Below are 16683 nucleotides of genomic sequence, written 5' to 3' on the forward strand. Positions count from 1 at the left end.
TTTTCCGTTTTATAGGGTACGATTCCGGCCTTTGCTTACCCTATAAATTCGTTTCTCGATTTTATAGGGTACGATTCCGGCCTTTGCTTACCCTATAAATTCGTTTCTCGATTTTATAGGGTACGATTCCGGCCTTTGCTTATCCTATAAATTCGTTTTTCCGTTTTATAGGGTACGATTCAAGCCTTTGCTTACCCTATAAATTCGTTTTTCCGTTTTATAGGGTACGATTCAAGCCTTTGCTTACCCTATAAATTCGTTTTTCCGTTTTATAGGGTACGATTCAAGCCTTTGCTTACCCTATAAATTCGTTTCTCGGTTTTACAGGGTACGATTCCGGCCTTTGCTTACCCTATAATTTCATTTCTCGGTTTTATAGGGTACGATTCCGGTCTTTGCTTACCCTATAAACTCGTTTTTCCGTTTTATAGGGTACGATTCAAGCCTTTGCTTACCCTATAAATTCGTTTTTCCGTTTTATAGGGTACGATTCCGCCTTTTGCTTACCCTATAAATTCGTTTCTCGGTTTTATAGGGTAAGATTCCATCCGCTGTAATTCTTCAACTACCTTCTTCTTCAAATCATCATACTGCAGCTGATTCGTATCCGCTAACGCTTCTTCTCTGCTTGAAGGAATGTCATCGTACTGCACGTCACCCTCAAATTGAGAGGCTGTGAAATCCACCCTGACAGAGTCAATCTCGTTATAGAAATGCCATCCCTCTACTGCATTGGTTTTCTTGATCTCCCCGCCTAAAAGATCATGAACCACGAGAGCTGTTACTCCACACTGCCCTTTTGCCGGATTTTCTGGAGTCCATTTGGAGCTTGAATTTAAAGACCAAGAGTTTAATAGCGCACGGTGTAAAAACTGTAAAGACACCATTGGATACTCCTTTCTATCTAAATAATCCCGTATTTCTTCAGTGCAAAAACGACGCCATCGTCCCCGGATTTCTTTGTAACAAAATCAGCCGCTTTCTTTACTCCTGAGCTGCCGTTTGCCATTGCAATCCCAAGGCCAGCAAGTTCAATCATATCGATGTCATTGTCACCGTCACCGAAGGCAGCGGCATCAGCCGGCTCGCACCGGAAGTATTCCAGCGTCTTTAAAATAGCAAGAGATTTTGAGACATCCTTATCCAGGACATTCAGCACATAAGGATGCCATCTTCTAAAAGTCAGATGTGGAAAAGCTTCTCTATATAGATCCGCTTCTGTTTCCCCCGCAAATAAACACAGCAAAAACACCTCTTCAAGGGAAGGGGCAGAGTGAACGCCGGGATATTCAGTCAGCGAAAGCGTTTCCTTCAATGCGCATAAAATGGATGAGTTTTGTATGCCGTTCATCCTGAAATCTTCCGTATAAAAAGAAAGAGCATGCTTCTCTTTTTCTGCAAATGCCGCTACTTCCTTCACAATCGTTTTGTCCAGAGGGACCTTATGGATGATCTCATCTTTATGCTTTACGTACCCGCCGTTTGCAGTGATAAAGGTTTCAATCCCCATTTCCATGAATTCACCGCACATCGACAGGGGTCTGCCCGTGGCTGCAACTACTGTAATCCCCTTCTCAAGCAACATTCTTACAGCTGCTTTGGTCGGTTCAGAAATAGTCCCGTTCTCATGATGCGTAATTGTTCCATCGATGTCAAAAAACACGATCTTGTAAGTCATGCCAGTCTCCTTTTATTCATTTATTCTTGCATGGATCAGCTTCATAAGCGACTCTTTTTCCCTTTCGCCGATACTCTCAAAAAGTCTTGCAGCTGCAACAGGAAGAATCCACTTTTGAAGCTCTGACATGTTAAATGGACCTGTTCTTCTGTAGCACCTTACATAATGTCCCGCCAATAGACGGCGAAACATTCTTTGAACCGGACTCGAAGTCAGCCCGCCATACTTAATAAGAAGAACGGACCGTGCGATATCCGCCAGCCGATTTCCAGCCGCTGCATCCGCCCAGTCAATAATGACGTGTCCTTTTTTAGTCATCAGAACATTGTCAGGATGAAAATCACCGTGGCATAAGACTCTTTCATGATCAGGGAGCCCGTCCAAATGAGAGAGTATTTTCTCTTTTTCACTCTCGGTCAAGTCACTGCAACGACTGATTCGCGAAGCTAGCCTGTCTGTGAGAACAGGCAGCAACAGATCTCGGCATTGATGAATGTCTGCATGCCATTCTGCCATCCGCCTCATATGAATCGGCATGAAAAGCGGATTGCTTTTCATCTTAGCCATCAGTGAATTTCCATTAATGCGTTCAAAAATCAGAGCATGCTTCTCTTTTTCAAAAGAATAAAGTCTTGGCACTTGTAATGGAGTCTTTGCTATTTCTTTATAAATCGCATATTCGTATTCAATAAAATCACTAGCAATGTGTCTGTGAAACACTTTTGCCACTGTCCCGCCATCACGCGCAATGACCTTGGCTGTATTGCCTGTACCCAATACGGTTTCAGCTATGTTGTCCGCCTCCTGTGGTTTAAGTCTGCTTACCGCCGCCTAAAACAAAATCCCAATCCCCGCAAAAGCGAGCTCCTCACATAGTACCTTTTGTTTATAGCTGTTTTTTTCAAAAGTATGGGTGTAACGGCTGAGCTTGATCATGCCCACATCGTTTTTGGTGTAGAAGACGACAGTCGGGTGATCATTTTCATAATAAAAAATTGGTCTCAGCGTTGGCGGAATCGTTTTAAATTCATTCCAGTCGCCAAGAGTGTACAAATAATCCACAACACTGTCTGCCTGTTCATACAATTTTTCATCAAGCGGCAGAATATCGTCTGCACTCCAGTAGCAGGTTTGACGGCTGATGCCGAACTCCCCGAGCTCATGATAGGCGACTGCAGCCTGGAGATAAGAAAGCGGAGAACGGTCACCATCTAACGCGCACATAAAATGATCCGACGGACATTGGGGTTTCGGAGTTTCATCCTTCGCAATCACTTCTGCAGGCATGGTTAATTCCTTGTCGTGCGGAATCGCATAAACAACAGAAGATGATTCGCCTTCAGCCTTGTATGAATAGGCCCTGAGTTTATACCCCTTCCGAATGGCAAGTCCTGAATAGCTTCTTACAATCCGTTCTGGATTTTGACTTGAAATACTCCATCCGTTTCCGGATTCATGTAAATCCATCTCAGACCCGCAATAAAGGTTTGGCTTTACGGCTGAAGACGTAAATTCCGTCACTTCAGTCAATGCGGAAGATTTCACTTTTTGAACATACATATCCCTCAGCTCTTCAGCGAGCAAATTTCTCCTTGATACAAGCTGCGGACAAAGATGATAATAGTCGCCAAAAGGATTTATTTTTCCAAAAGAAGGAATATCAGCCGATTTAATCCGCTCAAGCCATTTGCCTTTCAGCTGCTTTAAAAATGTATGTGAATCCGAAGCCCCTACGCCCCAGCCAATGCAGATCCATGGGTGGCGCTTCAGCTCTTCAATTGATGCGACCATATCCTCAATCCTCACAATTCCTCTTCCGCCCAGATATTCGATATGAGAAATCGCCTCTTTATCCTTTGTGCTCTGAAGAGTAAACAGATTGAAGAGATGCACCCTTCCGTTTAGGGGTTCAAGCGGTTTAAAGGACTCCATCAGCCTGACAATCTGATGCATCGTCGGATCAAGGGCCATTTCTGTAAAAATACGCTCGCCATGAAGCAGGTTTCTGACATCTTCACAGCTTGCACCTCCCGGGTTGAGCATAAGAAAGCTTCCAATCGAGGTTTCACTGCTTCCAAACTGCAAATATGCCGACTCCCGGAACGTTAAATTCCGGTTTTTATAAAACGTCCCGTATGCTTTTGGCTGGTTCATCTTACTCCTCCGTTCAGCTGTTTTCTCCCACACCCTATATTCTGCATGAACCTGCCATTTCCTTGTTAAGATTCTTTAAAGATGGCGGGTGACACGACCACCCGTTCGCTATTTTCCTCCAAGTGTGTTACGCTTGAGTGGAACAGGGGTGAGAACATGAAGACATTTTATAAACCCGTTACCTTGACTGATTTGAACGAAGGACACGTGTATTACCACTTTAAGGATGAAGAAATCTACTTAGAGAAGGTAGCTTCATATATTCAGGACGGCCTTAAGAAAAACGATCAGATTCTGCTGATTGAAAGCATGAAACTTTCAGGCAAAGTAAGTCATTATATAGAGAATCATTTTACAGAAGAAGAACAGAATTCAATCAGGTTAGTGAACAACTTTGATTATTATTCAGGAAATTCCAAATTCAATATTGCATCCATTCTCGCTTATTTTGACAGAGATTTAGGCAGTCTCTCAGATAAAAATGTTCGTCTGCGCACGTGGGCGCACGTGGAGTGGATGTCAAACATGTCTGATGCAGCCTTGCTGGAAAGCTTTGAAACTACATCTGACGAGTTTGTGCTAAATGAAAACATCCTGTCTGTCTGTGCCTACCGAGATGCATCTTTGACAGACGATGCTAACGCTGCACTTGAACAAAGCCATAAATATATCATGACAGATAATCAATTTCGATTTTCAGAAAGTTATGTAAAACCAGAAAAAACTGCTCAGTGCGATAGATGCTGAGCAGTTTTTGTTTTCTATGAAAAAACGGTATCTTATAAATCAACTGGAGCAATTTATAAGGTTTCAAAAAGCAAATATGATTCCCTATAAATCAGCTGGAGCAATTTATAAGGTTTCAATAAGCGAATTTGGTTCCCTATAAATCACCTGGAGCAATTTATAGGTTATCAAAAAGCGAAAAAGCAGGGCCTTTTACACAATTATAGGGACATCCCCTCCAATTATTATAGGCTGTTCCAACTCAGATGAAGAGGATAAAATGGCTCAATAACGAAAATGTTAAGTGAGTTTTATCCAATCAACTTTACAAATATCAGTTATTTAAGGAGGACGATTTTTTTGCTGTTCATGCTGATTGTCAAAGCCTCAAAAAATTCAGAAGCCGGAAATCTTCCAAGCTCAGAACTAATGGAAGCCATGACGGCATATAACGAGGAATTAGTAGAAGCAGGCGTAAGGGTGGCTGCTAAAGGACTGCATCCAAGCCCAAATGGCATCCGCATTTCGTTTCCTGTACCGGGAGAAAATCCAGTCATTTTAGAAGGGCCGTTTACAGAATCAACTGATTTAGTGGCCGGCTTTATTTTAATCGATGTGGAGTCAAGGGAAGAAGCCGTCAAATGGGCCTTGAGAATGCCGGACCCGCAAGGACACGGAGAAGGTCAGATTGAATTGCGCCAAGTATTTGAGTGAGCACGAAACAAGTATAAACATGTTAAAAGCACTGCAATTTGCAGTGCTTTCATTTTTCATGTATTCAGCTCTGCCTCGATGTCTGCGGAGGCTCCTCCATCCACCCATGTTTGACCATGAGCTTGCCTCCCTTTTTGGCATAGGTGAAAATGTCTTTTGCAATAATCGACATTTTAGCAGGCAAATCAGACCGGAGGCTGAAGGAAGTTCCGAGGGCATTGCTCGTCAGACCAAAGCTGCTCAGCAAGTTGGTCAGGTACATCATCATTTTTTCTGAGTAAGGGGATGTCTCTGAAAATGTAGGATTTCCCCACGAAACAGCTGGAGGCTGAATATCGCTTTTCAGTAATGTCTCACTGAACGATTCAATGATTTGCTTGGCGAGATCTTTTCCTTCTTTAAAATATTGCTCCAGCTCTTTGTCATCTGAAGCCTGCTCAAAACCTTTTAATAGCTGAAATCCCAGAATATTGGTCTCAATGCCCTGATAGAGCAGCGAGAGTTCAATAGCATTGAGCGGCCGTTTCTCACTGAACGCATCAAAGCGTGCCATGTACTTTTTCTCCTTCACAAACTCAACTTTTTCAGGCATTGGTATCATAGGCGGTCTCGTCAAAATGCCTTCATTAAGCAAAAATTGAGTCGTATCTGTGTAAGTCTGCTGTGAGGCAGCTGACATCCTCATAAACAAATCAGACATGTCGCTTCTGTAAGTCATGCTAAGATGGATTGCATTCAGCCCTATAGTCACTTTCATCATAATTCTAAGAAAAAGAATATCGAAATACTCATCATACAGCCGAGGCGTATCAGGCTTCACGTCGCTGTCATTGAATCCCACTGGCGTAACAATCTTCTCAGCCTGAAAGATCCCGCTGATTTCATGGATAAAAGCAGTCTCCTGATCATAAAAGCTTTGCAGCTGCTGCTTAATTTTTTCATTTTCCTGCGTATGTAAAAAATGCTCAAGCATCCGTGCAAACATCGTTTTCTGCTGATAGGTCATCCAAAGATTTCCGATTTCAGATGAGGCAAGCTGCTTCTTCACAGTGAGGTTCCTCCCGAGTTTAAAATTTCACGTCTAGTATAACCTCATAAAATATTCTTTATTTATGATAACTGCTAAAATACAGAATGAAGGAGATGACGTACATATGCTCAGGAACAACCGAATTCACATAAGACCTTTTACAAAACCGGATGCGGAAGAGAGACTAAAGCTGCAGCTTAAAAACCGTGCCTTTTTTGAACAATACTCCATGATTCGCACAGAGGATTTTTACACCCTGGAAACCCAGCAAAAAATGATAGAAGACTACGAAAACCCAGCAAAAAAAGACGCCGAATATCAATTTGGCATCTATCTGAACGAAACCAATGAGCTGCTCGGCACCATCAGCCTCTTCCAGGTCATGCGCCACTCCCTCCAAAGCGCTGTCCTCGGCTACTTTCTCGACAAGGACCACAACGGCAGAGGCTATACAACAGAAGCCGTCAAACTGATTTTGGAGTATGCATTTGGCGAGCTTAAGCTGCACCGGATCGAAGCAGGCGTCATGCCGCACAACATCGGCTCCATCCGCGTCCTTGAAAAAGCTGGCTTTCATAAAGAAGGACTGGCAAAGAAAAACGTGCTAGTTAATGGGAAATGGGAGGATCATGTGATGCTGGCGGTTTTGAATCCGGGGGATTAAACAATTAGGTTAAAATAACCAAAAATCCCTGTCATTCACCTTTCAAAAATATTACAATAGTCCTATAAATGCATTTTATTGATCGTGAAAGGCGTGAATGACTTGATTCAGAAACTTTTAGGAAAACTATTTACTGCTAACCAAATTCAAAGTGTGGCAACCCAACATCCACAAAAGATTTATTTGTTTCAAACAGATCAAAATATACTTAAAGATATAACCACTAAGCCATTTCCTCCTGGTCAGGCACCAGGATATGTATATTTTGTTCAAGAGCATATGAATGGTTCATTTAAAATCGGAAAAACCAAGAACATTGAGAAAAGAATGAACGTATTCGGAGTAAAACTGCCTTTTAAGAATGAACTTGTTTTCCTAATAAAGTCAGGAAATCACCATCAAACAGAAGCAGCGTTTCACCGATATTTTGCAAATAAAAGGATAGAAGGAGAATGGTTTTCTTTATCTGAAAATGATCTTGAATGGATTAAAAAAGGTGACTACTCAGATGAAATACAGTTCACTATTATGGAATCTCATAAGATTGATGATTCTTCTAATTCTAATAGGATTGAACCCTTGACTAAAAAGCAAATCGAGTATGTCAAAACCCTAATTGGAAGACTTGAAGGACATTATGAGTTGCTGATCCCGGATAACGCTATTACAAAGAAAGATCTCGACCGCCTTCTCGTTTACTTTAGATATAAAAACGATAGAGCTATTCAAAATTTAGTGAAGAATGGTGTATTAAGAAAAATAGGATGAAATTGATATGATAGAATGATAGGAAAAGTTTAAAGGAGGATTCCATCCTTGAAAAAATCACTAAAAGTAGTCGCAGCCATTATTGAAAATGAACAAAATGAAATCCTCTGCGCCTTGAGATCACCTAAGATGGCCATTCCAAACATGTGGGAATTCCCTGGCGGCAAGGTTGAAAAGGATGAGGATTTATCAACAGCGCTCGTTCGAGAAATTGATGAAGAGCTTGGATGTAAGATTGAAACATCTGGTTTGTTTCACGAATATACGCATGAATACGACACATTTATTATCACACTGCTTTGCTTGAAAGCGAAAGTGATTGAAGGGACACCTGTTCCAAGCGAGCACTCGGCTCTCATTTGGCTGAAGCGTGAGAATTTACTGTCGCTTAACTGGGCTCCGGCTGATATTCCTGCTGTAGAAGCTTTGGTGAGTGAAACGCTTATATATGAAAAATAGTCTTCTCATAGCGAGAAGACTATACTTTTACCACGAATTCCGTATAAAGCGGAGTTGGGAGCTCGTGCTCCAGCTGAAGCTGAACCGTTATTGGCTTTTCTCCTTCAAACTCCACCGTATTTCCTTTACCAATGTAAATATAAGGCTCTACCTTTCCATCAATCTCTTTATACTTTCGAATAAATAAATGCAAAGAAATTCCTCTGGATGTGTTGTAAATGATATTCTTTCCCCGTTCCGAGCTTTGCGCTGTACTATTTGGCGTTTGCCACTGGAACATCCTTTCATTCACAAGTTTATCCTGGTAGTTGATACTTTCTTTAATATCCTCTTCTTTGTGCAGGTCAATAAATAGGAAATAATCGTTTCCGTTCGTGAGAAGGCCTGAGCCTCGGAATGAACTATGAATTTTTCTGTAATTGGATAAAAGAGCTGCATCGATCATTTGATATTGTTCATACAGTTTAAAATGAGGCACTCCATAGTTTTTTTGAGTGAATTCCTTTTCGTATCTGAAAATGCCGAAATAGATAGCGTCCTCCAAATAGGGTTTATACGTTTCGTCTGACAGTAAATCATGAAAAGCTTGTGTTTTCCTCAGCACTCCATCCTCGAATGAGCATAGCTGCAGCTTTCCTTTCTTTTGAACAGAGTCGTAAAAATCCTGTTGCAGGCATTGAAAAGCATGCAATAAACTGTCCTCATCGACACTCTCCACTACTTTAAGCATTTCCTGTTTTGTCTCTGAAAGGGTAAGGTATTCTCTTTCTAGCAATGAACGCAGGATGACAAACTCATGAACTCTCTTCAGCGGCAGTTTATCTGAAAGCTCCCGAAGCGCACGTTCGAATGATTCGTTTGAAAGTAGCACCTTAAACTCCTCAACCTTTTCAACCTTCGATAAAAACGTAAGATAGGTTTTTTCTTTTCTAATAAATTTAATCGGATCCGGTGCCCCGTCAAACAGAAAATAATCTAACAAGAACTTAGGAACCTTCTGATTGTTCATTCTCTTAAATTCGAAGTACTCTTCTTTCAAATACTTCATCGAATAGAAGTTTTCATTATCAATTTGCTCTAGAATCCGTTCCTGTGAGATGCGGTCCATTTGGATATGCGTACATCCGGGAATATTGGCAAAATCCGTGACAATCGCTACCTTTAAACTTTCTTTGTCATAATACCTGCTTCCATTTAGAGCTAAGGCAATTAGGAAGGCTTTGTTATGATTTCCAATGAAATCAAGAACTGTGAGAAAGCTTTTACTTTCATGCTTACGCAGTCCCCTACCTAGCTGCTGGATGAAAACAATCGGTGAATTTGTCGGCCTTAGCATCAACACACAATTAACAGAAGGAATGTCTACACCTTCATTAAAAATATCAACAGAGAAAATGACTTCTAGCTCATCTTCGTCGTCTTCCAAACGCTGTATATAACGGGATCTCACATCAACGGAATCACTTCCAGAGAGTGCCACACTCTTATACCCTCTATTATTGAATTCATTTGCCATGTAATGCGCATGCTCTACACTCGCACAAAAACCTAGACACTTCCGCTTAGCTGCATCATGTCCGTAAAACAGCATCTGTTCAAGAATAAAGTCTACCCGTTCATTAACCTTGAGCCGCTTTGTTACCTCTTGAAAGTTATCAATATCCACATCACTTAAATCAACCGATTCAATATCGGTAATTCCGAAGTAATGAAAAGGGATAATCAGCTCATCATCAAGTGCTTCGTGAAGACGGACTTCTATTGCAACATTATGATCAAATAACTCAAAAACATTGTGGTTGTCACTTCTTTCAGGTGTCGCGGTCATTCCAAGTGTAAACGACGGTTGAAAATAGTCCATGACGGCTGTATAACTTGGGCTAGTCGCATGATGCGCTTCATCATAAATGATGTAATCAAATGCATCCTGTCTAAATTCCTGATAGCATCTTGATAATGTCTGTATCGTTGTAAACACATAATCCGCGTGCTTTTGTTTGATGTTTCCAGTTAAAAGGCCGAACGTCTTAGCTTCATTGACAATTAGCTTTTCAAAGGTTTCCTTCGCTTTTTTCAAAATCTCTTCTCGGTGCACAATAAAAAGCATCCTGTTGGGCCTGAAATTTTTCACATCAAATGCAGACATAAAGGTTTTTCCGGTTCCCGTTGCAGCAATCACCAACGCTTTCGTTTCACCATAAGATCTCAATCGCTCAAGGTTCTCCATTGCGCGCTTTTGCATACGGTTTGGAACGATGTATTCTGTATGTTCATAAACTAAGCTTTGTTTGTTCGTAAAAGCACTTACTCTTTGTAAAAATTCCTCGTATCTTTTAATAAAGGCTTCATCTGCCTCTGCGCTTCTTTCCCAGAGAGATTGATATTCGCTGAGGACATCCCTAATGAAATGCGTTTCCTCTTTCGTAATGATTTTTACATTCCATTCAATGTTGCTTTTCAACGCACTTTGCGTCAGATTTGACGAGCCAATGAACACTTTGTAATGGGTCAAATACTCAAAGATATAAGCTTTCGTATGAAAACCAATCTCTTTATCTGTCACAAAAACCTTTAAGTCAATATGCTCAAAATCAGAAATTTTTCTAAGTGCCTTCGCTTCTGTAAAATTTAAATAGGTAGAAGTAATAATCTTCCCTTTAATTCCTCTATTCTCAGCTTCTTTAAACGAATCCAGCAAAAGCTGCAGACCGCTGAAGTTAATAAATGCTACACTAAAATAAAACCGTTCACACTCTAAAAGCGAGTCTGTGAGCTCTTTCAAAAGATTCCCTTTATCCGAATTCACAATGAGCTTTTCCTCTACAATCATCACCATTCTCCTGACATCATTAGTAAGTAAAATATTACTATATATAGGAAAAAATATGTAGATCTTTTTATAGATAACTTGAGAGAATGAGGTGTAATCTATGGACCAATCAGACATTTTAAAAGCCATCACCACTCACCCCAACATCATCATCCACCGCCACATCCATCCTGACTTTGACGCCATCGGTTCACAGATTGCTCTGAAAAAAACGCTGCAGCAGTCGTTTCCCGAAAAGAACATCTTTGCTGTCGGCAGCGACGCAGAGAACCTTGAATGGATCGGCAGCATGGATGTGATTGAAGACCATGAATACAAGGATGCTCTTATCATTGTCTGTGACACGGCGGAAACGAAGCGAATCAGTGATCAACGCTGCCTGTTGGGTAAAACGCTCGTAAAAATCGATCATCATTCTAATGGAGAGTACTATGGGGATGTGTCCTGGATCGACCCTTCTTATAGTTCGGTGTGTGAGATGCTGGCGTATTTGTTTTTTTCCTATCCGGAGACATTTAATCTGACAAATGAAGCAGCTGCTGCATTGTATGCAGGAATAATGGGAGATACAGGCATGCTTAAGAATGGAATGGCCGGTGAACGGACGTTGAGGATTGTTTCACAGATAAAAAAATTCGCCTTTAAACCAGATCGCATCCATCGTCTGATGAAGAAGAGCGGCACTGACTTTTCGAAATGGAAACAATTTGTCTCATACCGCGCACAGGTAACTGAAGAAGGAATCGCAAGTCTTCGTGTAACAAAGGACATGCTTGAGAACCTTGGTCTCAATTCCTCTGAAGCAGCGCCTTTGATACATGCCCTTACCGCATACATACCTGCACGCATCTGGGTACTTTTCATTGAGGAGGACGGTAAGATCAGAGTCAGAATTCGTTCAAATACGATTCCTGTAAACGAAATTGCGAAGAAATTTGGAGGTGGAGGACACAGGCTGGCAGCCGGTGCCTTGCTTTCATCGTGGGAGGAAGCGGATGAGATGGTTGAGGGGTTGAGAAAAACAAGATAAATCCTCAAGTGTTCATATGTAGATTGGAGGGATAACAGTTGAAAGCAATACATATTTGGATTGTAGCAGAAGAATGGGCAGAAGGAGAATGGAATTCAGAAGATGCAAATCTCGATGTAATCGTAACCTTATCAGATGATTCTAAATGGACAGCCACTTTTTTTACCTATAAAAACATTCAAAGTTTGCGTGAGAAAAATAATAAATCTGGGGAATGTTTACATGGTGCTTATTTATGGGGAAGCAATATGATCCTGATCGATATCGCGAGCAGGGAGCGAATTTGCAAGGTGATTTTGGATCTGATTGAAAGAAATGAGTTTGATTCTGTTTTTTCGAAATTAGAGGATTACAAAATTTAACTTTAATATCTTAATTTTATACATCCTGTAAGAATATTCAAAAGAATAAATTCTACTTAATTGAGCAGGTAACTGATCCAAAATAAAAAGGCGATAGAACCAATGGTCCTACCGCCTTTACATGTGTAATTAAATAAACAGGCTCAGCAACAGAATAAATAGAAGTCCTGCTACTGAAATGATGGTTTCAAGCAAGGTCCAAGTGGCAAATGTTTCTTTCATGCTCAGGCCGAAGTACTCTTTGAACATCCAGAAACCTGCATCATTTACATGGGAAGCGATCAGGCTGCCTGCGCCTGTTGCCAATACAACTAGAGCCAGGTTTACGTCAGTTGTGCCCAGTATTGGGATAACGAGACCGGCTGTTGTTAACGCAGCCACAGTAGCAGATCCCAGCGAGATACGAAGGATTGCTGCAATAACCCAGGCAAGCAGGATGGGTGACATGGAAGTTCCTTCAAAAAGATCGGCTACGTAGGTTCCAACACCGCCATCAATCAATACTTGTTTGAAAGCACCGCCGCCTCCAATGATCAGAAGCATCATACCGATCTGAGTAATGGCGGTCGTACAAGAATCCATTACCTGCTTCATTGGAATTTTTCGGGCAAGTCCCATTGAATAGACGGCAAACAGTAAGGAAATCAGCATGGCAGTTCCGGCTTCACCGATAAACCGAATGGCGGCCAGGAAGCTATTATCTGCAACTCCAGCTGTGTTTTGTACCAGAGTAATAATGGTTGCAATGGACATCAGGATTACTGGAAGCAAAGCAGTAAATACACTGATGCCAAAACCTGGTGTATCCTCAAGCTTAAACGTTTTTTGTTCTCCCAAAGAGGCAATGCTTCCAGTCTTCGTGAACGAATCAGGAACAATCTTCTTCGCAATTTTTGTAAAAACGGGGCCTGCCAATAGAACCGTTGGAATGGAAATAATGATTCCGTAAAGAAGAACCTGGCCAATATCCGCCCCAAATTCACCTGCTATAACAGTCGGACCCGGATGAGGAGGCAAAAAGCCGTGGGTTACAGACAGAGCCGCTGTCATCGGGATACCGAGATAGAGAATGGAAACTCGTAATTGTCTTGCAATGGCGAAAACGATAGGAATTAAAAGGACAAGTCCAACCTCAAAGAAAAGAGCTATACCAATGATGAAAGATGCAGCGACAACAGCCCACTGGATATTCTTCACACCGAATTTATTCACGAGAGTCATAGCAATACGCTGGGCGCCGCCTGCGTCTGCAATTAATTTACCGAGCATTGCACCAAGACCAAAAATAAGGGCAAGGTGTCCAAGTGTTCCGCCTAATCCGGCTTCAATCGTTTTGACGATTGTTTCAAGAGGCATTCCAAGTGCAAGTGCTACTCCAAATGATACGATGATTAAAGAAACAAACGTATTTAGTTTTAAGCCCATGATTAGTACCAATAAGGCTATAATTCCAATTCCAACTATAATTAAAGGCATTTCTTACTTCCTCCAGATGATTTTTTTTTAGTGCCTGGTACTCGCTGTACCAATTTCAATGATGTTCGCATTCTACTCTTCTCTTTCTCCGACACCTTTATTTAGCAGTTCCTGAGACATCCAAAGGTCATCGACTTTGCCCTGTACATCATCGAAGTTTTGATGCAGCGACATTTTCATGAGCTCACGGTCCTTTGTTGCAATCGCATTGATATAGAGTTCGTGATTAGTAAGGATCCTTTCAAAATCTTCGTATTTCTCCCTGAACCTGGCCCGCATTGAAAGCAGGATCAAGCTTTCCATAACAGGCTTTAAATTGTTCCAGATCATCATGATATAGGAATGACCTGCAGACCGGATGATGGTTTCGTGGAAAAGGACATCCTGAAAAGAGAATTCATCTGCATCCTGATATTTGATTGCAACCTTCATCATTTCCACAATTTTATGAAGCTCTCTTTCCAGATCTTTTGTATCTTCTTTGACAATCCTTTCGAACACGAACGTTTCAATCAGCAGCCGAACATCGTATATCTCCTGAATTTCCTTCTCAGACAGTCCGACAACAACTGCCCCCATCCGTTCTAACCGAATCATATTTTCCGATGCGAGAGTCTTCATTGCATCACGAACGGGTGAACGGCTTACAGAAAAATCAGCAGCTATCTTATTTTCAGAGAGAATGGTTCCGCTTTCAATTAACCCTGAAATAATACGCATCCGAAGCTCCGATGTGATGCGATCCCCGATGGAAGCTTTTAAAATCCATTTTTCCGGGTACATGAATTCTGTGTTGTTCTCCATAAGGTCACCTCAATTGATAGACAAGTATACTTGTATACAAGCATAGTAACATGAAAGTTTATTTTTGCAAACGCTTAACTTATGAGAATTTGTTTTTAATAAGAATACACTATCCATTGATTTAGTATCAGAAAAGAAAAAACCGAACCAGTCTATCTGAATTCAGGTTCGGTTTTCTATAGGAGGTGATTACACCTTGAATTTTGCGAGAACCCGCTGAAGATCCTCTGCCAAATTTGCCAGCATATTGGACGAAGCCGCGATTTCTTCCATCGAGGCAAGCTGTTCCTCCGTTGACGCTGCTGTTGTTTGAGCTCCATCAAGCGTTTCTTCGGCAACATGGGAAATGGTCATCGTGGAGCGGGATACTTTTTCAGAGTTGTCCACAAGCTGTTTTACAAGGACCGACATGTTCTCAACTGCATCGGCGACCTCTTCTGTCGACTCGATAATCCCTTTAAAAGAATGTCCTGCTGCCGAAACCATGCCGAGCCCCGCAGATACTTCTTTTGTAGTCTCTTCCATTCCGGTTACAGCCTGATGAGTAAAATCCTGGATCAACGTAATCAGGCTTGAGATTTGCTGGGCAGATGATGCTGATTGTTCAGCAAGTTTACGGACTTCATCCGCTACAACCGCAAACCCTTTTCCATGCTCTCCTGCCCGTGCACTTTCAATTGCGGCATTCAGCGCCAAAAGATTCGTTTGATCAGCAATCCCTGTGATCACGTCCACAATTTTGCCGATTTCATCCGATCGTATCCCTAATTCTTTAATGACGACAGAAAGTCCGCTGACATTTTCCTTAATGGCCGTCATTTGCTTAACAGACACCGTGATCGACTGGTTTCCATCCAACGCTCTATTAGATGTGCTTCTTGCTGAAGCAGAAACGGACTCGGCACGGTCTGACATCTGTTCTGCGCTATGTATCATCTTTTCAATAAAACCCGATGCCTCCCTTACTGCTTGAAGCTGCTTTTCTGATCCGGATGCGAGCTCCTGAGTAACTCCTGTAACTCCCTCCGCTGCCGAACTGCTCTGCTCTGAGCTCGCTGTCAGCTCTTCAGCACTGGCTGCCACCTGCTCTGAGGCCTGTCCGATTTCCTCAATCAATCCTCTTAAATTGTCCACCATTGTATTGATGGATTGACCGAGAATCCCCACCTCATCGTTAGACGAGCTCTCCGCGCGTCCTGCAGAGAGGTTTCCATCTGCAACGTTTTGAGCGATAGCGGTCATCTCTTTAAGAGGATTTATTTTCCTCATAAAAATGAACAAGCCTGCAATGATGACAATCAACAGTGTGAGAATGCTTACTCCAGTAACAACCAAATAGACAGTCATTTTCCTGCTTAGATCTTCTGAATATTGAGCAGCATAACCTGCTAAATCCTTTTGGAACGTTTCGATCGGAACCAGGACCTGTGACTTGCCCTGTTCATACTCTTTTCCGAACACAAGCGACCTTGCCTGGTCCAAGTCTTCTTCTTCTTCCACCGCACTCATTGCAGCATCTTCAAGATTAATCAGCGTGTCCGATTTTTGCTTTGCTTCCTCCACAAGTGAAAGCAGCGGCTTTGGGGTATTTAATTCCTCAAGCCTTGAAACCACTCTGTCTCTTGTCTTAGTTTCATTGACCTCTTCCCAATAGTTATCAAAATGTTCCCTTTCACCGAACTGAACATAGCTTCTAACTTCATTGGTTAAATAATCGGAAGCTTCCTTTAATTCTACAGCCAGGTTCTGATACTCAAGCTGACGGTCAAAAGCTTCCTGCCGGTTGATCAATGATGATATCAAAAGAACCAAACTGATGATGGTGACCCCGGATAAAACAAGTACAGAAGTCATTATCACCTTTAACATGATCGTTATTTTCATTTTCTTATTCCCCCAGTCACAATACCTACTCGTTTTGTATCGGTATAAGGAAGTGGATTTGTAAGGGAGGGGGTTTAAATAAGTTTTAGCTTCTTATCTTCTGT

The 16683-nt window shown here is 41.7% G+C and carries 16 protein-coding genes; 7 read left to right on the forward strand and 9 right to left on the reverse strand.

The genetic code is table 11. From position 1 onward, the window contains the following. Positions 1 to 503 precede the first annotated feature (503 nt). From MHB63_02405 to MHB63_02420, 4 genes are read right to left on the reverse strand one after another with little or no spacing between them, the layout of a single operon-like run. Positions 504 to 887 carry a hypothetical protein gene (locus tag MHB63_02405; GenBank protein MEK3805438.1) on the reverse strand — a complete coding sequence of 128 codons (384 nt, stop codon included), beginning with the start codon at positions 885 to 887 and terminating at the stop codon, positions 504 to 506. 17 nt (positions 888 to 904) lie between these two features. Further along, positions 905 to 1678, reverse strand: coding sequence for a Cof-type HAD-IIB family hydrolase (locus tag MHB63_02410; protein ID MEK3805439.1), 774 nt, complete (start codon positions 1676 to 1678; stop codon positions 905 to 907). Between the two features lie 12 nt (positions 1679 to 1690). Beyond that, positions 1691 to 2455, reverse strand: a complete 765-nt coding sequence (locus tag MHB63_02415) for an aminoglycoside phosphotransferase family protein (GenBank protein MEK3805440.1) — start codon at positions 2453 to 2455, stop codon at positions 1691 to 1693. A gap of 54 nt (positions 2456 to 2509) precedes the next feature. Next, positions 2510 to 3832: a hypothetical protein gene (locus tag MHB63_02420; protein ID MEK3805441.1), complete on the reverse strand. Its 1323-nt coding sequence runs from the start codon at positions 3830 to 3832 to the stop codon at positions 2510 to 2512. Between the two features lie 156 nt (positions 3833 to 3988). On the opposite strand from MHB63_02420, the gene MHB63_02425 reads away from it, so the two are divergent. Together MHB63_02425 and MHB63_02430 are read left to right on the forward strand one after the other, a co-directional pair. After that, positions 3989 to 4579, forward strand: coding sequence for an MEDS domain-containing protein (locus tag MHB63_02425; protein ID MEK3805442.1), 591 nt, complete (start codon positions 3989 to 3991; stop codon positions 4577 to 4579). Between the two features lie 339 nt (positions 4580 to 4918). Continuing rightward, entirely contained in the window at positions 4919 to 5272 is a 354-nt protein-coding gene (locus MHB63_02430) for a YciI family protein (GenBank protein MEK3805443.1), read from the forward strand. A gap of 64 nt (positions 5273 to 5336) precedes the next feature. Here the strand turns inward: MHB63_02430 and MHB63_02435 are convergent, their stop codons facing one another. Continuing rightward, positions 5337 to 6320, reverse strand: coding sequence for a DUF3231 family protein (locus tag MHB63_02435; GenBank protein ID MEK3805444.1), 984 nt, complete (start codon positions 6318 to 6320; stop codon positions 5337 to 5339). A 106-nt stretch (positions 6321 to 6426) separates the two neighbouring features. Between MHB63_02435 and MHB63_02440 the strand changes: the two genes are divergently transcribed. From MHB63_02440 to MHB63_02450, 3 genes are all read left to right on the forward strand, one after another. Then, complete coding sequence (locus MHB63_02440) at positions 6427 to 6966, forward strand: GNAT family protein (GenBank protein ID MEK3805445.1); 540 nt, start codon at positions 6427 to 6429, stop codon at positions 6964 to 6966. Between the two features lie 102 nt (positions 6967 to 7068). After that, entirely contained in the window at positions 7069 to 7734 is a 666-nt protein-coding gene (locus MHB63_02445; protein ID MEK3805446.1) for a GIY-YIG nuclease family protein, read from the forward strand. Between the two features lie 48 nt (positions 7735 to 7782). Continuing rightward, positions 7783 to 8193 carry a (deoxy)nucleoside triphosphate pyrophosphohydrolase gene (locus MHB63_02450; GenBank protein MEK3805447.1) on the forward strand — a complete coding sequence of 137 codons (411 nt, stop codon included), beginning with the start codon at positions 7783 to 7785 and terminating at the stop codon, positions 8191 to 8193. Between the two features lie 19 nt (positions 8194 to 8212). Here MHB63_02450 and MHB63_02455 read toward each other — a convergent pair whose 3' ends face one another. Then, positions 8213 to 11023: a DEAD/DEAH box helicase gene (locus tag MHB63_02455; GenBank protein MEK3805448.1), complete on the reverse strand. Its 2811-nt coding sequence runs from the start codon at positions 11021 to 11023 to the stop codon at positions 8213 to 8215. A gap of 100 nt (positions 11024 to 11123) precedes the next feature. On the opposite strand from MHB63_02455, the gene MHB63_02460 reads away from it, so the two are divergent. Continuing rightward, positions 11124 to 12053, forward strand: a complete 930-nt coding sequence (locus MHB63_02460; GenBank protein ID MEK3805449.1) for a bifunctional oligoribonuclease/PAP phosphatase NrnA — start codon at positions 11124 to 11126, stop codon at positions 12051 to 12053. Positions 12054 to 12091: 38 nt separating this feature from the next. Beyond that, positions 12092 to 12415: a hypothetical protein gene (locus MHB63_02465; protein ID MEK3805450.1), complete on the forward strand. Its 324-nt coding sequence runs from the start codon at positions 12092 to 12094 to the stop codon at positions 12413 to 12415. A gap of 129 nt (positions 12416 to 12544) precedes the next feature. Here the strand turns inward: MHB63_02465 and MHB63_02470 are convergent, their stop codons facing one another. The 3 genes from MHB63_02470 to MHB63_02480 form a co-directional block, all read right to left on the reverse strand. Next, positions 12545 to 13891 carry a GntP family permease gene (locus MHB63_02470; protein MEK3805451.1) on the reverse strand — a complete coding sequence of 449 codons (1347 nt, stop codon included), beginning with the start codon at positions 13889 to 13891 and terminating at the stop codon, positions 12545 to 12547. 72 nt (positions 13892 to 13963) lie between these two features. Then, a complete protein-coding gene (locus MHB63_02475; GenBank protein MEK3805452.1) occupies positions 13964 to 14695 on the reverse strand; it encodes a GntR family transcriptional regulator in 732 nt (243 codons plus the stop codon). Positions 14696 to 14884: 189 nt separating this feature from the next. After that, positions 14885 to 16579: a methyl-accepting chemotaxis protein gene (locus tag MHB63_02480; protein MEK3805453.1), complete on the reverse strand. Its 1695-nt coding sequence runs from the start codon at positions 16577 to 16579 to the stop codon at positions 14885 to 14887. Between the last annotated feature and the right edge of the window lie 104 nt (positions 16580 to 16683).

The sequence above is a fragment of the Bacillus sp. FSL H8-0547 genome, assembly GCA_038002745.1.
Taxonomy (GTDB): domain Bacteria; phylum Bacillota; class Bacilli; order Bacillales; family Bacillaceae; genus Bacillus_P.

Bases quoted from the DNA above. Each gene is read 5' to 3' on its own strand.
- MHB63_02405 (MEK3805438.1), bottom strand. From the start codon at position 887: ATGGTGTCTTTACAGTTTTTACACCGTGCGCTATTAAACTCTTGGTCT.
- MHB63_02410 (MEK3805439.1), bottom strand. From the start codon at position 1,678: ATGACTTACAAGATCGTGTTTTTTGACATCGATGGAACAATTACGCAT.
- MHB63_02420 (MEK3805441.1), bottom strand. From the start codon at position 3,832: ATGAACCAGCCAAAAGCATACGGGACGTTTTATAAAAACCGGAATTTA.
- MHB63_02425 (MEK3805442.1), top strand. From the start codon at position 3,989: ATGAAGACATTTTATAAACCCGTTACCTTGACTGATTTGAACGAAGGA.
- MHB63_02440 (MEK3805445.1), top strand. From the start codon at position 6,427: ATGCTCAGGAACAACCGAATTCACATAAGACCTTTTACAAAACCGGAT.
- MHB63_02455 (MEK3805448.1), bottom strand. From the start codon at position 11,023: ATGATTGTAGAGGAAAAGCTCATTGTGAATTCGGATAAAGGGAATCTT.
- MHB63_02460 (MEK3805449.1), top strand. From the start codon at position 11,124: ATGGACCAATCAGACATTTTAAAAGCCATCACCACTCACCCCAACATC.
- MHB63_02470 (MEK3805451.1), bottom strand. From the start codon at position 13,891: ATGCCTTTAATTATAGTTGGAATTGGAATTATAGCCTTATTGGTACTA.
- MHB63_02475 (MEK3805452.1), bottom strand. From the start codon at position 14,695: ATGGAGAACAACACAGAATTCATGTACCCGGAAAAATGGATTTTAAAA.
- MHB63_02480 (MEK3805453.1), bottom strand. From the start codon at position 16,579: ATGAAAATAACGATCATGTTAAAGGTGATAATGACTTCTGTACTTGTT.